Genomic DNA, 15,272 nt, shown 5'->3' with positions numbered 1-15,272 from the left:
TGCCCGGTCCGGATTTCTGCTTCATCTTCGCTCCTTGCGGCTACGATGAACCAGAAATCCTCCCTTCGTGAAGTCCCTCAATTTGTCTCAAGGGCTCTGACGGCGAACAGTCTATTGCACCGCGGAACGATTTGCGGCGCAACATTCAAAATGAGACTGCCCGTTAAGCGGCACATGGCTCCGACGCGTGCGCTGCATCTGAGTTCGGTTAGCCTTCATCTCAAGAACCGTCGGCCTTTCCAAACGCTGCACCGCGCGGCGGACGCGCCGGGTAGCGGTGAAAACAGCGACAAGAACGCCCCAGGGAGGAGAGCAATGTTGAAAGGCAGTCTAGGACTGATCGCGTTGAGCAGCCTGTTACTTTCGGGCACCGCCTTCGCACAGGAGAAGATCAAGGTCGGCGTCACCGCGACGCTCGAAGGAACCTACACCGTGCTCGGCGAGGACGGCATCCGTGGCTTCCAGACGGCACTCAATGTGCTCGGCAAGAAGGTCGGCGACAAGGAGCTCGAATTCGTCATCGCCTCAACCGACGCAACGCCGGACTCCGCCGTGCGCGCCGTGCGCAAGCTTATCGAGCAGGACAAGGTGCAGATCCTGCTGTCGCCGCTGTCCGGCGACGAAGGCATTGCGGTCAAGAACTTTGCAAAAACCCATCCCGAGCTGACCTTCATCAACGCCGCCTCCGGTGCCCAGGAGACGACCTATGTCGATCCGGCCCCGAACTTCTTCCGCTACAACATGGACGGCGCACAGTGGCAGGTGGGCCTCGGCAAATACGCCTATGACGAAAAGAAGTATCGCAAGATCGCGACCGTCGGCGAGGACTACTCCTTCATCTATACGCAGGTGTTCGGCCTCGTGCTCGAGTTCTGCGGCGCGGGCGGACAGGTCACCAACCGGCAATGGGTGCCGCTCGGCACCAAGGACTTCGCCTCGGTCATCGCAGCGCTGCCCGACGATGTCGATGCGATCTATCTCGGCCTCGGCGGGGCCGACGCCGTCAACTTCCTCAACCAGTACCAGCAGGCCGGCGGCAAGGCGCATTTGATGGGCGGCTCGATCATGATCGACCAGACCATCCTGTCGTCCAAGGGCAACGCGAAGAGCGCGTTGGTCGGCACGCTGGCCGCAAGCGGCCAGGCCGATACCTGGGAGAATCCGGGTTGGCAGAAGTTCGTGAAAGACTATCAGGACGCCTTCCCGCCGAACAAGCGCTTCCCGAGTCCGTCGCTGCTCGCCACCAACTATTACGGCTCGACCATGGCGCTGATCCTGGCGCTGCGTCAGGTCGATGGCGATCTCTCCAACAACCAGGCCAAGTACAAGGAGGCCCTCGCCAAGATCGAGCTCGACGCACCCAACGGCAAGATCAAGCTCGACGCCAACCGCCAGGCGATCGGCACCAACTTCGTTACCGAGGTCGTCGACGACGGCAAGGGTGCGCTGTTCTCGAAGGTTGTGAAGGTGATCCCGAACGTCAACCAGACGCTGGGCTACGACCCTGCGGTGTTTGCCAAGATCGGTTTGCCAAGCCGTACAGTACCGGAATGTAAGAAGTACTGACGTAGTCTCGTTCGCGAGCGATGACTGACCGGGGAGAGATTTGCAAGGCGCGGACATCGTGCGCCCTTGCATTCTCTCCCCGGTTGTTGAACGCTACCAAAAAAAGACAAGAGCTTTCGGGAGGGAAGGCATGAGCCGGGCGCTCGCCGTCTTCCACGGCCGCTTTGGCCGGGCGACGGTTTACCAGTTGAACCGCCCTTTCAACATCCACGCGCATCGCGAGGGTCATCTGATCTTCCATGTCGGGGGGCGTCAGGCATGCCTCGACGTCAACGATGGACGTTATGAGCTCACCGAGGATTCTGTCGTCGCCGTCAATCCGTGGGAACCGCACAATTTCCTGCCGTCCGATCTTGAAGGCGGCGCCATCTTCTTCGTGCTCTACGTCAATGCAGAATGGTTCGCGCCCGATGCGCCCGGCGCCGATCGGCTGCGCTTCGGCCGCACCCAGTTCAAGCGGTCAGTGGCGCTGGACAAGCACGTCAGGCGCACGGCCGCACTGGTCTGCGGTGCACCGTCGCTCAACACCCTCGATGGTGAGCTGAGAGCGCTGATCGACATCTGCTACGACGAAAGCTGGCAGCAGGCCGAAACCGCGCGCGATCCGCGGGCGAACGGCTCCGTCACCGATTTTCGCGTGCGCAGGTGCATCAAGATGATGTCGCAGAGCCCGGGCGCCGAGATCGAGCTTGACACAATCGCGCGCGAATCCGGCCTGTCGCGACCGCATTTCTACCGGCTATTCCGCATCCAGACCGGCGTCACCCCGCACCTCTATCTCAACACGCTGATCATGGAGCAGGCGCTGGAAGCGCTGGTGGCGAGTGAAGCGCCTATGGCCGACATCGGCTTCGATCTCGGGTTCTCTTCGCAGAGCGGTTTCACCCGCTTCTTTGCCGCCAATGTCGGGATGGCCCCGACCGATTATCGCCGCGCCGCCAAGGTTTTGCGCGCCTGACGGCCGCGCGAAAAGATACTCACGATCAAACGCCTCCCTTACAGCCCGGTTAGGATGTCCGGAACGCGGTCCCGAAAAGAGGATCGCGCTCGATAGGGAGCGCACGTTCATGGCAAGGCTTGCGGCCGGCGACGGTCTGCGTGCCCCCTTGCCCCGCTTGCGGGGAAAGGGTCGGAGTGACGTGAAGACGGAGCCGCGATCATGACCCGCTTCGTCGAGCGCCATCCTACCTGGGCGCTGATCATAATCATCGCGATCGCGGTGGCGCTGTGGCTGATCTCCGCGGTGTGGCCACCGGGCCTTGAGGAGGCGATCGGCCGCAAGCGGGTCTTCCTCAACGCGCTCTTCAATGGCATCACCCTCGGCGGTCTCTATTTCCTCGTCGCCAGCGGCTTCACGCTGATCTTTGGCCTGATGCGCAACGTCAACCTCGCGCACGGCTCGCTGTATCTGTTCGGCGGCTATGTCGGCTACGCCATCAGCGCCTCGACCGGCTCCTGGATCCTCAGCTTCATCGTCGCTTTCATCCTGACCGCGCTGGTCGGCGTCCTGCTCCAGGTCCTCGTGTTCCGCCGCATGGAGGGCCAGGACCTGCGCCAGACCATGGTGACGATCGGCCTCTCGATCGTGTTCGCCGATCTCATGCTGTGGGCCTGCGGCGGCGACTTCTACCAGATCCAGACCCCGAGCTGGTTGATCGGCCCGATCGAGCTGCCGCTGATCACCGCGGTGAAATCCTCGGGCGATCCGGTCTATCTGCGCTATCCGCTGGTGCGGCTTGTGATCTTCCTGGCGTCCGCGATCATCGGTATCGCTATGTGGCTCGCGCTCAATCGCACCCGGATCGGGATGATCATCCGCGCCGGCGTCGATGACCGCGACATCCTCGCCGCGACCGGCGTGCGCATCCAGATCGTGTTCGTTCTCGTCTTTGCGCTCGGCGCCGGCCTCGCCGGCATCGCAGGCGTGGTCGGGGGCACCTTCCAGTCGCTGTCGCCCGGCGAGGACATCCGCTTCCTGCTTGCCTCGCTCGTCGTCGTCATCGTCGGCGGCATGGGCTCGATCCCTGGTGCCGCACTCGGCGCGCTGATCATCGGCCTCGCCGAGCAGCTCGGCTCCGTCTACATCCCGACCTACGCCATCGTCGTGACGTTCCTGATCATGGTGCTGGTGCTGGCGCTTCGGCCGCAGGGCCTGCTCGCGAGGCGCTGACATGTCCGTCACCCACGATGCCCGCATCCAGGTACATAAGCCCGCCTCAACGGCGCAGCGTCCGGCCGTGCGCGGATGGCCCGACATCAACAATCCCGCGGCCTGGATCGTGGCGGTCATCCTCCTGATCATGCCGTTGATCGCCAACGGTTTCTTCCTGATCGAGATCTTTGCGACGACGCTGATCCTCGGAACCATCGCGCTCAGCCTGATGTTCCTGGCTGGCTATGGCGGCATGGTCAGCCTGATGCAGCTCACCATCGCGGGCTTTGCGGCCTACATGGTCGCGGTGTTCGGCGTCAGCGGCAACGCCAATATCAGCCTGGGCTGGCCGTGGTGGCTGGCGGTGCCGATGGCGCTGACGCTCGCGACGATCTTCGGCACGCTCGGCGGCGCGCTCGCGGTCCGCACCGAGGGCATCTACACGATCATGATTACCCTCGCGATCGGTGCGGCCTTCTATTATTTCACCAACCAGAACTGGGCGATCTTCAACGGCCATACCGGCATCAACAACGTTGCCACGCCGCATTTCTGGGGCGTCGACTGGCGAGCCGATATTCCCTTCTACTATGTCGTGCTCGCAACTGCCGCGCTCTGCTACTTCGCCGTTGAATACATCTCCCGCGCTCCGTTCGGACTCGCGCTTCAGGGCGTGCGCGACAATCCGCGCCGCATGGCCGCGCTTGGCTTCAACGTCAATGCCCACCGCGTCGCGGCCTATGCGGTGGCGTCTTTCATCGCAGGTCTCGCCGGCGTGCTCCAGGTCTGGAACTACCGCCAGATTTCGCCGGGCTCGGTCAGCGTCGGAGCCTGCATCGACGTCCTCATCATCGCCGTTGTCGGCGGCATTACGCGGCCCGTCGGTCCCTATATCGGCGCGCTGGTCTTCGTCCTCTTGCGCACCTTCGCGCTCGATTTCCTGGTCAAGATCGGGCTCGACGGCAATCGCTTTCGCCTCCTGATCGGGCTCGGCTTCCTCGCCATCGTGTTCTGGTCGTCGGATGGCGTGATCGGCTTGTGGCAGCGCTGGCGCCAGAGCCAGGTCCGCGAAGAGAACCGTCCGGGCGGAGGGCGCGGCCATGGATAGCGTCGCACAGCGCCTCTCGGCCGTCGGCGCCGGTGCAGCGCTGGAGCTGCGCGGCGTGACGCGGTTGTTCGGCGCGCTCGCGGCGCTGACCGACGTCACCATCACCGTTCGCCCGGGCGAGCGGCGCGCCGTGCTCGGCTCCAACGGCGCCGGCAAGACCACGCTGTTCAACTGCATCACCGGAGACTTCCCGCCCTCCTCCGGCACCATCCGCTTCTTCGGCGAGGACGTCACGCACTTCCCGCCCTATGAGCGCATCCGCCGTGGGCTCAGGCGGACTTATCAGATCTCCGCGCTGTTCCCCGGCCTTACCGTGCAGGACAACGTCTATCTCGCCTGCCGCGGCGTCTCGCGCGGACGCTTCTCGTTCCTGCGTCCCGGGCAGAACGACGCGCTGATGCACGCGGCCGATGGCCTCGTCCAAGCCGTGCATCTCACAGGAGTGAAGGACCAGCGCGTCGCCGAGCTCGCGCACGGCCAGCAGCGCCAACTCGAGATCGCGTTGGCGCTCGCCGGCGCGCCGCGTTTTGTGCTGTTCGACGAGCCGGCCGCGGGCCTTTCGCCGACCGAGCGGGTCGAGCTGGTCGAGATCCTGACCTCGCTGCCGCCCCATATCGGCTACATCATCATCGAGCACGACATGGACGTCGCCCTGCGCGTCGTCGAGAGCGTGACGATGATGCACAACGGCCGGATCTTCAAGGAGGGCCTGCCGCAGGAGATCCAGTCCGCCCCCGAGGTGCAGGAACTTTACCTCGGAGGCGGCCATGAATGAGGTCCGCCGCTCCGCCGCCGCACTCGAGGTCCGAGGACTCGACGTCTATTACGGCCATTCGCACGCGCTGCAGGGCGTCGACCTCTCACTCGACGCCGGCGTCTTCTCGGTCGTCGGCCGCAACGGCATGGGCAAGACTACCCTGTGCAAGGCCATCATGGGCCTGGTGCCGGTGAGTGGCGGTTCGATCCGCGTTCGCGGCGATGACATCACGCGGCGGCCGCCGGCCTATATCGCGCGGCTCGGGGTCGGCTATGTCCCGCAGGGACGCCGTCTCTGGCGCTCGCTGAGCGTCGACGAGCATCTGCGGCTCGCCGGCGGCATGCGGTCCGGCGCCTGGACTGTCGAGCGCATCTACGACACCTTTCCGCGGCTCGCCGAGCGCAAGGACCATGGCGGCGGCCAGCTCTCCGGCGGCGAGCAGCAGATGCTCGCGATTTCGCGTGCGCTACTCACCAATCCGCATCTGCTGATCATGGACGAGCCGACCGAGGGTCTCGCGCCCGTCATCGTCGCCCAGGTCGAGGAGATGCTGCTGCAACTCGGCGAGGACGGCGACATGGCCGTGCTCGTGATCGAGCAGAACATCGGCGTCGCAACCGCGGTCTCGCGCAATGTCGCGATCATGGTCAATGGTCGCATTAATCGCAGCATCGACTCCGTGCGGCTCGCCGCCGATCGCGAGCTCCAGCAGCGCCTGCTCGGCGTCGGACTGCACGCCGAGCTCGAACCCGAAATCGATGCGCTCGCCGCCGGCGGTGTAGCGAAGCCGATCCCGCAGCCCACGCGGGCCAGCGGGCCGATCCGGATCTACATCTCCAATCCCACCCCGCCGACGCGCTGGTCGCAGCCGGTCCCGATCGGACGCATCGAAGCCGCCGCGCGCACGTTGTCGACACAGCTCACGCATCTCGACGAAACCGCACGGCGCAAGCGCGAGCCGATAACCGCGCAAACGTCGGGCCCGCCGGTGGTGCTGGTTGTCGGCACGCTCGACACCAAGGGAACAGAACTTCGCTTCATCCGCGACATCATCGCCGAAAGCGGATTGCGCACACGGCTGGTCGACGTCTCCACCAGCGGCAAGCAGGCGACTTGCGATGTCTCGGCGCAGGAGATCGCGTTGAACCATGGCCGCGGCGGCTCGGCCGTGTTCGGCCCGGACCGTGGCGCCGCGGTGACGGCGATGGCGGACGCGTTTGCGAATTGGGTGCGGCGCCAAGGCAATATCGCCGGCGTGATTGCGGCAGGCGGCTCGGGCGCGGCATCGTTGGTCGCGCCTGCTATGCGCACCCTCGCCGTCGGCGTCCCAAAGCTGATCATCTCCTCCGTCGCCTCCGGCGACGTCGCACCCTATGTCGGCCCTGCCGACATCACCATGATGTATTCGGTCACCGACGTGCAGGGCCTCAATTCGATCTCGCGCGCGGTGCTGTCGAACGGCGCCAACGCGATCGCCGGCATGGTCAAGGCGCGGCTCCATCAGCGCGAGGCCAAGGAGCGAGCCGCAAGCGCCGGGCTGCCTGCGGTCGGCATCACCATGTTCGGCGTCACGACACAAGCGGTGCAGAAGATCGCAGCCGGTTTGCGCGGTGACTTCGAATGCCTCGTCTTCCACGCCACCGGCGTCGGCGGCCGCTCCATGGAGAAGCTCGTCGACTCCGGCCAGCTCGCGGGCGTCATTGATCTTACCACGACCGAGATCTGCGACCTCCTGATGGGCGGGGTGTTTCCCGCGACCGACGATCGCTTCGGCGCGATCATCCGAGCCCGCGTGCCCTATATCGGCTCGGTCGGCGCGCTCGACATGGTCAATTTCGGCGCGCCCGACACCATCCCCGAGCGCTATCGCACCCGAAAATTCCACATCCACAATCCGCAGGTGACGCTGATGCGGACCACGGCGGATGAGAACGAGCGCATGGGCCGCTGGATCGGCGAGCGGCTCAACCAGATGGACGGGCCGGTGCGCTTCTTCCTGCCCGAGGGGGGCGTCTCCGCGCTCGACGCCCGCGGCCAGCCGTTCTGGGACCCCGAGGCCGACGCCGCCTTGTTCCGCGCGCTGGAGCGCACGGTGCGGCAGACCGGGAACCGGCAACTGATCCGCGTCAAGCAAAACATCAACGATCCCGAGTTCGCCTCGACCATCGTAGCTGCGTTCCGAACGCTGTTCGGCCGCGCCGGGGCACGCCGGAGACTAGCGAGGTGACCGATGGCCAGGTTTGAACGCGCAGCACTCCTGAGACGGTTTCGCGAGATGGCGAAGCGCGGCGAACCCATCGTCGGCGGCGGCGCCGGCACTGGCCTGTCGGCCAAGTGCGAGGAAGCCGGTGGTGTCGACCTCATCGTGATCTACAATTCCGGCCGCTACCGCATGGCCGGCCGCGGCTCACTTGCGGGTCTCATGCCCTACGGCGACGCCAATGCCATCGTGCTGGAGATGGCTGGCGAGGTTCTGCCCGTCGTCAGCAAGACGCCGGTGCTTGCCGGCGTCAACGGCACCGATCCGTTTCGCGACATGGACGTGTTCCTGGACCAGGTCAAGACGCTTGGCTTCGCCGGCGTGCAGAACTTTCCGACCGTCGGCCTGATCGACGGAGTCTTCCGCGCCAATCTCGAAGAGACCGGCATGTCCTACGCGCTGGAGATCGACATGATCGCGAAGGCGCGCGAGAAGGACCTGCTGACGACACCCTACGTCTTCAGCGAGAAGGAAGCCGCCGCGATGGCCATCGCCGGCGCCGACATCATCGTCTGCCACCTCGGGCTCACCACCGGCGGCACGATCGGCGCCCAGACCGCGCCAAAGCTGAAGGACTGCCCGGCGCGGATCGACACCTGGGCGTCGGCCGCGCTCAGCGTCAATCCCGACATTCTCGTGCTCGCCCATGGCGGCCCGATCGCCGATCCCGCGGATGCCGATTTCATCATGAAGAACACCCGTTACTGCCACGGCTTCTACGGCGCCTCCTCGATGGAGCGGCTCCCGGTGGAGCGGGCATTGACGGACCAGGTGCGCAAATTCAAGGCGATCGGCGCGCGATAACGCCGGAACGATTGAGGGAGGGAAACATGTCAGGGATCCTGGTCGGCGAGCTCATCCTCTGGCTGATCGTCGCGATCATCGTGATCGTGATTGGCGTCTACATCGTCAACTGGCTCTACCACCGCTCCTCCAAGGAGGTGTCGTTCGTCCGGACCGGTTTCCTCGGCGAACGCGTGGTGATCAACGGCGGCGCCTTCGTGCTGCCTTTCATCCACGCCTACACCCCAGTCAACATGAACGTGCTGCCGATGGGCATCGTGCGTTCGCGGCAGGACGCGGTAATCACCCGCGACCGCATGCGCGTCGACATCGAGGCCGACTTTTATGTCCGCGTGCAGCCGACCCGCGAGGCCGTCTCGATCGCCGCCGCCACCCTGGGACGCCGCACCATGGAGCCGGAGCAGCTCCACGCGCTGCTGGCCGGCAAGTTCATTTCCGCGATCCGCTCGGTCGCTTCCGAAATGACCATGGAGGAAATGCACGAGCGGCGCGGCGATTATGTCGCGCGCGTCAAGACCAATGCCGCCGAAGCGCTTGCCCAGAACGGCCTCGAGCTCGAATCGGTCGCGATCACCGATCTCGACCAGACCGACCTTGAATTCTTCAACCCCTCGAACCGCTTCGACGCCGAAGGTTTGACCCGGCTGATGGAGGACATCGAGGCCAGGCGCAAGCTGCGCAACGACATCGAGCAGGACTCGATGATCAAGATCCGCACCCGCAATCTGGAAGCCGAGCGGCAGGCGCTCGACATCGAGCGCGAGAGCGAGACCGCGCGGCTGGAGCAGGAACGCGACATCGAGATGCGCCGTGCGCTTCAGCGCACCGAGGTCGCCCGCGAACGCGCGCTACGCGAGACCGAAGCCGAGCAAGCCCAGATCTCGGCACGCGAAGCGATCGAGCGCTCGCGGATCGCCAATGAACAGGCCATCGCGGAAGCCCGCATCGCCTCCGAGCGCGAGACCCGCCAAAAGGAGATCGAGCGCACCCGTACCATCGAGGAAAAGGAGCTGCTGGCGCGCGAGGAGATCGAAAAGACCCGGATCGCCAATCAGCGCTCGATCGACACGACGCGGATTGCGTCCGAGCGCGAGGTTCGCCAGCGCGAGATCGAGCGGATGCGCACCGTCGAGGAAGCCGAGATCGCGGCTCGCGAGGCGATCGAGAAGGCCCGGATCCAGCAGGACCGGGTCGTCACCGACGCCCGCATTGCCAACGAGGAGGAAACGCGCCGCCGCGAGATCGAACGCACCCGCGCCGTCGATGAGGCCGAGATTGCCGCCCGCGAGGCCACCGAAAAAGCCCGCATCGCGCAGACGATGATCGTCAATGTCGAGCGTATCTCCTCCGACGAGCGCACCCGCGCGCTGGAAATCCAGCAGGTCCGCACCATCCAGGAAGCCGAGATCGATGCACAGCGCGCCGTCGAGGCTGCCCGCATCGCCCGCGAGCGGACGCTCGCTGCCGAGCGGATTGCCGCAGAGCAGAATACGCGGCAGCTCGAGATCGAGCGCAATCGGACGCTTGAGGTCGCCGGGATCGCCGCGCGCGAGACCACAGAGGCCTCGCGCATCGCCCAGGAAGAGCGCGTCCGCTCGCTTGAGATCGCACGCAACCGCGCCGTCGAGGAAGCCGACATCGCTTCCCGCGAAGCGATCGAGGCAGCCCGCATTGCCCAGGAGAAGGCCGTCGCCGCCGAGCGCATCCAGGCCGAGCGCGACACGCGTTCGCTCGAAATCGAGCGCACCGGAATCCTTGAGGCCGCCGAACTGAAGCGGCGCGACGCCATCGAGCGGCAGCGCATCGGGGTCGATCTTGCGCTCGAAGCCGAGCGGATCAATTCCTCCAAGAAGCGCGAGGTGCTCAACATCGAGCAGAAGAAGGCGATCGAGATCGCGGACGAGGACCGCGTCATCGCGCTGTCCGCCAAGAAGTCCGAGCGCATCGATGCCGATCGCCAGGTCCGGCAGGCCGAGATCGTCGCCCGCAAGGAGGTCGAGACCACCGACGTCTCGCGCGAGCAGGCACTCGAAGCCGCCCGCCTCGAGCGACGCCGCGCGATCGAGCAACTCGAGGTCGCCCGCGTCCAGTCGCTGCAGGAGGCCGAGATCGCCTCTCGCGAAGAGGTCGAACGCGCACGCATCGCCTCCGACCGCGGCCTAGACGAGGCCCGAATCGGCCGCGAGCGCGAGCTGCGCAAGCTCGAGGTCAACCGTGAGAAGGAGGTCGAGACAGTTTTGATGGAAAAGGCGATCGCCATCCATCAGAAGTCGCTCGAAGAGTCCGCGGCGCGGGCCGCGGCCGAAGAAGCTCGCATGCGGGCAACCGAAGCCGCCGAACGCGTGGTCACCGCGCGCGAGAGCGAGATCGCAAAGCGCCGCAAGACGGTCGAGGTGCTGCTCGCCGAGAAGCAGGCCGAGGAAACGCGGATCGCCGCCGAGGCCGAGCGTGTCCGCGCCGCCGTCGAGGCGGAAGCGCAACGGATGCTCAACGAGGCCGAGAACGTGCTCACCGACCAGGCTCGCTACTCGCTGTTCCGCAGAAAGCTGCTCGACCGCATCGAGGGTATCGTGCGCGAGAGCGTCAAGCCCATGGAGAAGATCGAGGGCATCCGCATCCTTCAGGTCGACGGCCTCAACGGCAATGGCCATGGCGGCAATGGCGGCCGCAGCGCCACCGACGAGGTGATCGATTCGGCGCTGCGCTACCGCGTGCAGGCACCGCTGATCGACTCCATCCTGTCGGACATCGGCGTCGAGGGCGGCAGCCTGGCAAAGATGCCGGGCCTGATCCGCGAAGCCCGCGACATGCAGGGGATCAAGGATTCCGCGCGGAAGAGCGGTGGCGGCGACAAGCCGGCGGCCTCCCCGCCTACGACTGAGGGCGGCGGTGAACCGTCGGCCGAACGTGGTCCGCGGAAGAAGAGCTGAGGTCTGACCCATGCCCCGCGTCTACGTCTCCACTGTCGTCAATGCGCGCAACGACCGCGTCTGGGCGCGGGTGCGCGATTTCAACGGCCTGCCGAACTGGCATCCTGCGATCGCCGAAAGCCGGATTGAGGGCGGCGAGCCCGCCGACAAGATCGGCTGCGTCAGGGACTTCCGCCTGCGCAACGGCGACCGCATCCGTGAGAAGCTCCTGGGTCTCTCCGACTACGACATGTTCTGCACCTACTCGATCCTGGAATCTCCGATGGGCGTCGAGAACTACGTCGCGACCTTGCGGCTCACGCCGGTTACCGACGGTGACCAGACCTTTATGGAATGGACTGCCGAGTTCGACTGCGCGCCGGAGCGGGAGACCGAGCTCGTCAGCAACATCGGCGGCGGCGTGTTCCAGGGCGGCTTTGACGCGCTGAAGCGCGTGTTCGGAGGCTGACGCTCGTGCCGCATATCGTCAAAAGCACGATTCTGGATGCGCCGACCGACGCGGCGTGGTCGGTGCTGCGCGATTTCAACGGGCACGATCGCTGGCATCCCGCGGTTGCGGCTTCCTCGATCGAGCGCGCGCATTCCTCGGACAAGATCGGCTGTGTCAGGCGGTTCAAGCTCAAGGACGGCTCGGAGCTACGCGAACAATTGTTGGCGCTGTCCGACCTCGAACAGAGTTTTAGCTATTGCCTGCTCGATACCCCGATCCCGATGTTCAATTACGTCGCCCATGTCCGCCTGCTGCCGGTGACCGACGGCGACCGTACCTTCTGGCACTGGGAGTCGCGCTTCACGACGAAGCCCGAGGACCGGGACCGCATCACCCATATGGTCGCGGAAGATATTTATCAGGCCGGGTTCGACGCGATCCGCCGGCATCTAAAGGAGGCCGCTTAAGCCATGGCCGTGACGGTAAAGACCTTTGCAAGCGCCAGCGAGGCCGCCGGGGCGCTGTCCTCGGACCGCAGCGCGCGCTATCTCGGCGGCGGCACGCTGGTGATGCGCGCACTGAACGAGGGCGATGTCTCGATCTCGACCGTGATCCGCGCCTGCGACCAGGCGCTGACCCGCATCGACGCGTCCGGGCCGCGCATTACTCTCGGAGCCGGCGTCACCTTCGCGCGCGTCCTTGCCGAACGTGACCTCGCCTTCCTGCACGCGCCTGCCCGCTCGATCGGCGGCCCTGCGGTGCGCAACATGGGCACCGTCGGCGGCAATCTCTTCGCCCAAAATCCCTACGGCGATTTTACCGTCGCGCTGCTCGCCCTCGATGCCACTGTGGCCGTGCAGGGCGGCTTCGGCCCGCGGGACATCCCGATCGAGGAGTTCTTGCAGGCACGTGAACGGCAGACCGGAACACTGGTGCTGTCAGTCTCCTGCACCCGGCCGACGAGCACGGAGGCGTTCCGCTATCGCAAGATCGCGCGCATCAAGCCGAAGGGCGGCTCGGTCATCACGCTTGCGGCACATCTACCGATCAGCGGTGGCCGGATCGCCGGCGCCCGCATCGCGCTGGGCTCGATGGCGCCGACGCAGATCCGTGCCCGCGCCGCCGAGCGTGCGCTCGAGGGCCGCTCTCTCGATACCGCGACCATTGCTGCTGCCGCATCCGCCGCGACCGAAGGAACATCGCCATCCGACAACGCGCTCGGCAGCGCCTGGTATCGCCGCGAGATCGTCGGCGTGCATCTGCGCCGTCTGCTGTCCGGGCAGGAATAGATCGGGAATAGACCGTCATGTCCAAGATACCCCTGCAATTTCGTCACAACGGCCGCGACGTCGCGATCTTCGTCGACGGCGGTACCAATCTCCTGGTCGCGCTGCGTGAGCTGATCGGCGACATGACGCCCAAATTCGGCTGCGGCCAGGGCGGCTGCGGCACCTGCAGCGTGCTGATCGACGGCGAGCTTCACCTGTCCTGCCTGACGCTGGCCGAGACGGTCGCGGGCCGCTCCATCGAGACGCTCGACGGCATGAAGCAGGGCCCGAACCTGCACCCGCTCCAGCGCGCCTTTGCGGACAATTTTGCCGCCCAGTGTGGCTATTGCACGCCGGGCATGCTGATGGCCGCAAAAGCCCTGCTCGACCGCAACCCCTCGCCAAGCCGCGACGAGGTCATTGAGGCGATCTCCGGCAACATCTGCCGCTGCACCGGCTATGAGCCGATCATCAATGCCATCCTGGCCGTCGCAGGCGGCCGGGCCAGCGCCTGAGGGACGCCACCATGCTGGAACTGCGCAAGGATATTTTTGCCGACGAGCGCGACGACAATCTGAAGGAGATCGGCAAGGGCACCCAGCGCCAGGACATGCTCGGGCATGTCACGGGCACGTCGAGCTATTTCAACGACCACAAGCTTCAGGGCATGCTGCACCTGAAGGTCGTGCGCTCGACGCAGGCCCATGCGCGGCTGCGCCGTATCGACACTACGGAGGCCGAGAGTTCGGCCGGCGTGCGACGGATCATTCGCGGCGCCGACGTGCCGCGCAACCTCAACACGCTGCTCAGCCTGATCAATTTCGGCAAGGACGACGAACCATCACTGGCGGTCGACAAGGTCCGCTACAAGGGCGAGCCAATCGTCGCCATCGTTGCCGACAGCGAGCGCGAAGCGTTCGAGGCGGTCGCAAAGGTCAAGGTCGACTACGAGCCGCTGCCGGCCGTGTTCGACGTCGAGGATGCGCTCAAACCCGGCGCGCCCGTGGTCAACGAGACCTACCCCAAGAACACTTTTACCTATCACGAGGTCTACGACCACCAGAATCTCCGCTTCGGCGACGCCGATGCAGCGCTGGCCACGGCCGATCACGTGCTCGAACAGCGCTACCAGATGTCGCCGATCGAGCACGCGCCGACCGAGACCAACGGTGCGATCGCGGCGCCCGACACCAATGGCCGCTATGTGGTCTACACCTCGACGCAGGCGCTATTCTTCTCGGTCGACACCTGCGCGAAGATTTTGGACGTGCCCTCCAACACCTTCCACTTCATTGGTGGCACCGTCGGCGGCGGTTTTGGCGGCAAGGTCGACACGCTGACCGAGCCGCTTGCGATCCTCGGTGCAATGCTGACCGGGCGTCCCGTCCGCTACGTGTTCGGGCGCGAGGAGGAGATGCAATACGGGCCGCCGCGCGGCGCCGAGCGCATCTACATCAAGGACGGCGTGATGCGCGACGGCCGCGTCGTCGCGCGCAAGATCCGCGCCTATTTTGACAGCGGCGCCTATACAAGGCTGTCCAGCTACGCCGCCGTGAAATGTGCCGCGCATTTGCCGGGCCCCTACACCATTCCGAACGTCTATGGCGATGTCTATTGCGTCTTCACCAACCGCACGCCGGCCACCGCCATGCGCGGCTTCGGCGTCACCGCGATGGACTTTGCCATCGAGTGCCAGATGGACAAGCTGGCGCACCTGATCAACATGGACCCGATGGAGTTCCGCATCCTCAACGCCTATCGCGACGGCGACATGAAGGCGCACCGGCGCGAGGCCAAAAACACGGCGCTGATCGAATGCGTCCAGGTCGCGGCCGAGAAGGCGAAATGGCCGATTCGTGACGAGTTCAAGCGGGCATCCTCGCGCAAGGATGGCGGCGGCAGCCGTGCCGTGATCCCGCCGACACCGACGGATTCGCGCAGCAGGCCGACCGCCCCCCGTCCAGCAGCGCACCAGCTATGACCGGCTCCCGCCTACC

At 65.4% G+C, this 15,272-nt stretch carries 12 protein-coding genes and 1 pseudogene; all 13 read left to right on the top strand.

Annotated elements, in window-relative coordinates:
• Positions 1–315: 315 nt before the first annotated feature.
• The gene (locus AC630_RS35035) at positions 316–1,566 is read left to right on the top strand and encodes an ABC transporter substrate-binding protein (protein WP_074122976.1); all 1,251 of its coding nucleotides are present in this window, start codon (positions 316–318) and stop codon (positions 1,564–1,566) included.
• A gap of 130 nt (positions 1,567–1,696) precedes the next feature.
• Complete coding sequence (locus tag AC630_RS35030; protein WP_074122975.1) at positions 1,697–2,524, top strand: AraC family transcriptional regulator; 828 nt, start codon at positions 1,697–1,699, stop codon at positions 2,522–2,524.
• Positions 2,525–2,725: 201 nt separating this feature from the next.
• Positions 2,726–3,736, top strand: coding sequence for a branched-chain amino acid ABC transporter permease (locus AC630_RS35025; protein ID WP_074122974.1), 1,011 nt, complete (start codon positions 2,726–2,728; stop codon positions 3,734–3,736).
• A 1-nt stretch (position 3,737) separates the two neighbouring features.
• A complete protein-coding gene (locus AC630_RS35020) occupies positions 3,738–4,826 on the top strand; it encodes a branched-chain amino acid ABC transporter permease (RefSeq protein ID WP_074122973.1) in 1,089 nt (362 codons plus the stop codon).
• Positions 4,819–5,601 (top strand): ABC transporter ATP-binding protein, encoded by a 783-nt coding sequence (locus AC630_RS35015; RefSeq protein WP_074122972.1) that lies wholly within the window; start codon positions 4,819–4,821, stop codon positions 5,599–5,601. The genes AC630_RS35020 and AC630_RS35015 overlap by 8 nt, the downstream gene beginning before the upstream one ends.
• On the top strand, positions 5,594–7,810 hold the full coding sequence (locus AC630_RS35010; protein WP_074122971.1) for an ABC transporter permease: 2,217 nt from the start codon (positions 5,594–5,596) through the stop codon (positions 7,808–7,810). The genes AC630_RS35015 and AC630_RS35010 overlap by 8 nt, the downstream gene beginning before the upstream one ends.
• A gap of 3 nt (positions 7,811–7,813) precedes the next feature.
• Complete coding sequence (locus AC630_RS35005; RefSeq protein ID WP_074122970.1) at positions 7,814–8,647, top strand: phosphoenolpyruvate hydrolase family protein; 834 nt, start codon at positions 7,814–7,816, stop codon at positions 8,645–8,647.
• Between the two features lie 26 nt (positions 8,648–8,673).
• Positions 8,674–11,577 (top strand): flotillin family protein, encoded by a 2,904-nt coding sequence (locus AC630_RS35000; protein WP_074122969.1) that lies wholly within the window; start codon positions 8,674–8,676, stop codon positions 11,575–11,577.
• A gap of 10 nt (positions 11,578–11,587) precedes the next feature.
• Positions 11,588–12,025, top strand: a complete 438-nt coding sequence (locus tag AC630_RS34995) for an SRPBCC family protein (RefSeq protein WP_074122968.1) — start codon at positions 11,588–11,590, stop codon at positions 12,023–12,025.
• A gap of 5 nt (positions 12,026–12,030) precedes the next feature.
• Complete coding sequence (locus tag AC630_RS34990) at positions 12,031–12,474, top strand: SRPBCC family protein (RefSeq protein WP_074122967.1); 444 nt, start codon at positions 12,031–12,033, stop codon at positions 12,472–12,474.
• A 3-nt stretch (positions 12,475–12,477) separates the two neighbouring features.
• Positions 12,478–13,296, top strand: coding sequence for an FAD binding domain-containing protein (locus AC630_RS34985; RefSeq protein WP_074122966.1), 819 nt, complete (start codon positions 12,478–12,480; stop codon positions 13,294–13,296).
• A gap of 17 nt (positions 13,297–13,313) precedes the next feature.
• Positions 13,314–13,790: a (2Fe-2S)-binding protein gene (locus AC630_RS34980; RefSeq protein ID WP_074122965.1), complete on the top strand. Its 477-nt coding sequence runs from the start codon at positions 13,314–13,316 to the stop codon at positions 13,788–13,790.
• 11 nt (positions 13,791–13,801) lie between these two features.
• Positions 13,802–15,272, top strand: a pseudogene (locus AC630_RS34975) (xanthine dehydrogenase family protein molybdopterin-binding subunit); the annotation flags it as partial.

This window comes from Bradyrhizobium sp. AS23.2 (assembly GCF_001908185.1).
Lineage (GTDB): Bacteria > Pseudomonadota > Alphaproteobacteria > Rhizobiales > Xanthobacteraceae > Bradyrhizobium.
The sequence above is the reverse complement of the archived record's forward strand: the minus strand, read 5'-3'. Positions and strand labels throughout refer to the sequence as shown.

Coding starts and splice junctions, on each gene's coding strand:
- AC630_RS35035 (WP_074122976.1), top strand. CDS start 316: ATGTTGAAAGGCAGTCTAGGACTGATCGCGTTGAGCAGCCTGTTACTT.
- AC630_RS35030 (WP_074122975.1), top strand. CDS start 1,697: ATGAGCCGGGCGCTCGCCGTCTTCCACGGCCGCTTTGGCCGGGCGACG.
- AC630_RS35025 (WP_074122974.1), top strand. CDS start 2,726: ATGACCCGCTTCGTCGAGCGCCATCCTACCTGGGCGCTGATCATAATC.
- AC630_RS35020 (WP_074122973.1), top strand. CDS start 3,738: ATGTCCGTCACCCACGATGCCCGCATCCAGGTACATAAGCCCGCCTCA.
- AC630_RS35015 (WP_074122972.1), top strand. CDS start 4,819: ATGGATAGCGTCGCACAGCGCCTCTCGGCCGTCGGCGCCGGTGCAGCG.
- AC630_RS35010 (WP_074122971.1), top strand. CDS start 5,594: ATGAATGAGGTCCGCCGCTCCGCCGCCGCACTCGAGGTCCGAGGACTC.
- AC630_RS35005 (WP_074122970.1), top strand. CDS start 7,814: ATGGCCAGGTTTGAACGCGCAGCACTCCTGAGACGGTTTCGCGAGATG.
- AC630_RS35000 (WP_074122969.1), top strand. CDS start 8,674: ATGTCAGGGATCCTGGTCGGCGAGCTCATCCTCTGGCTGATCGTCGCG.
- AC630_RS34995 (WP_074122968.1), top strand. CDS start 11,588: ATGCCCCGCGTCTACGTCTCCACTGTCGTCAATGCGCGCAACGACCGC.
- AC630_RS34985 (WP_074122966.1), top strand. CDS start 12,478: ATGGCCGTGACGGTAAAGACCTTTGCAAGCGCCAGCGAGGCCGCCGGG.
- AC630_RS34980 (WP_074122965.1), top strand. CDS start 13,314: ATGTCCAAGATACCCCTGCAATTTCGTCACAACGGCCGCGACGTCGCG.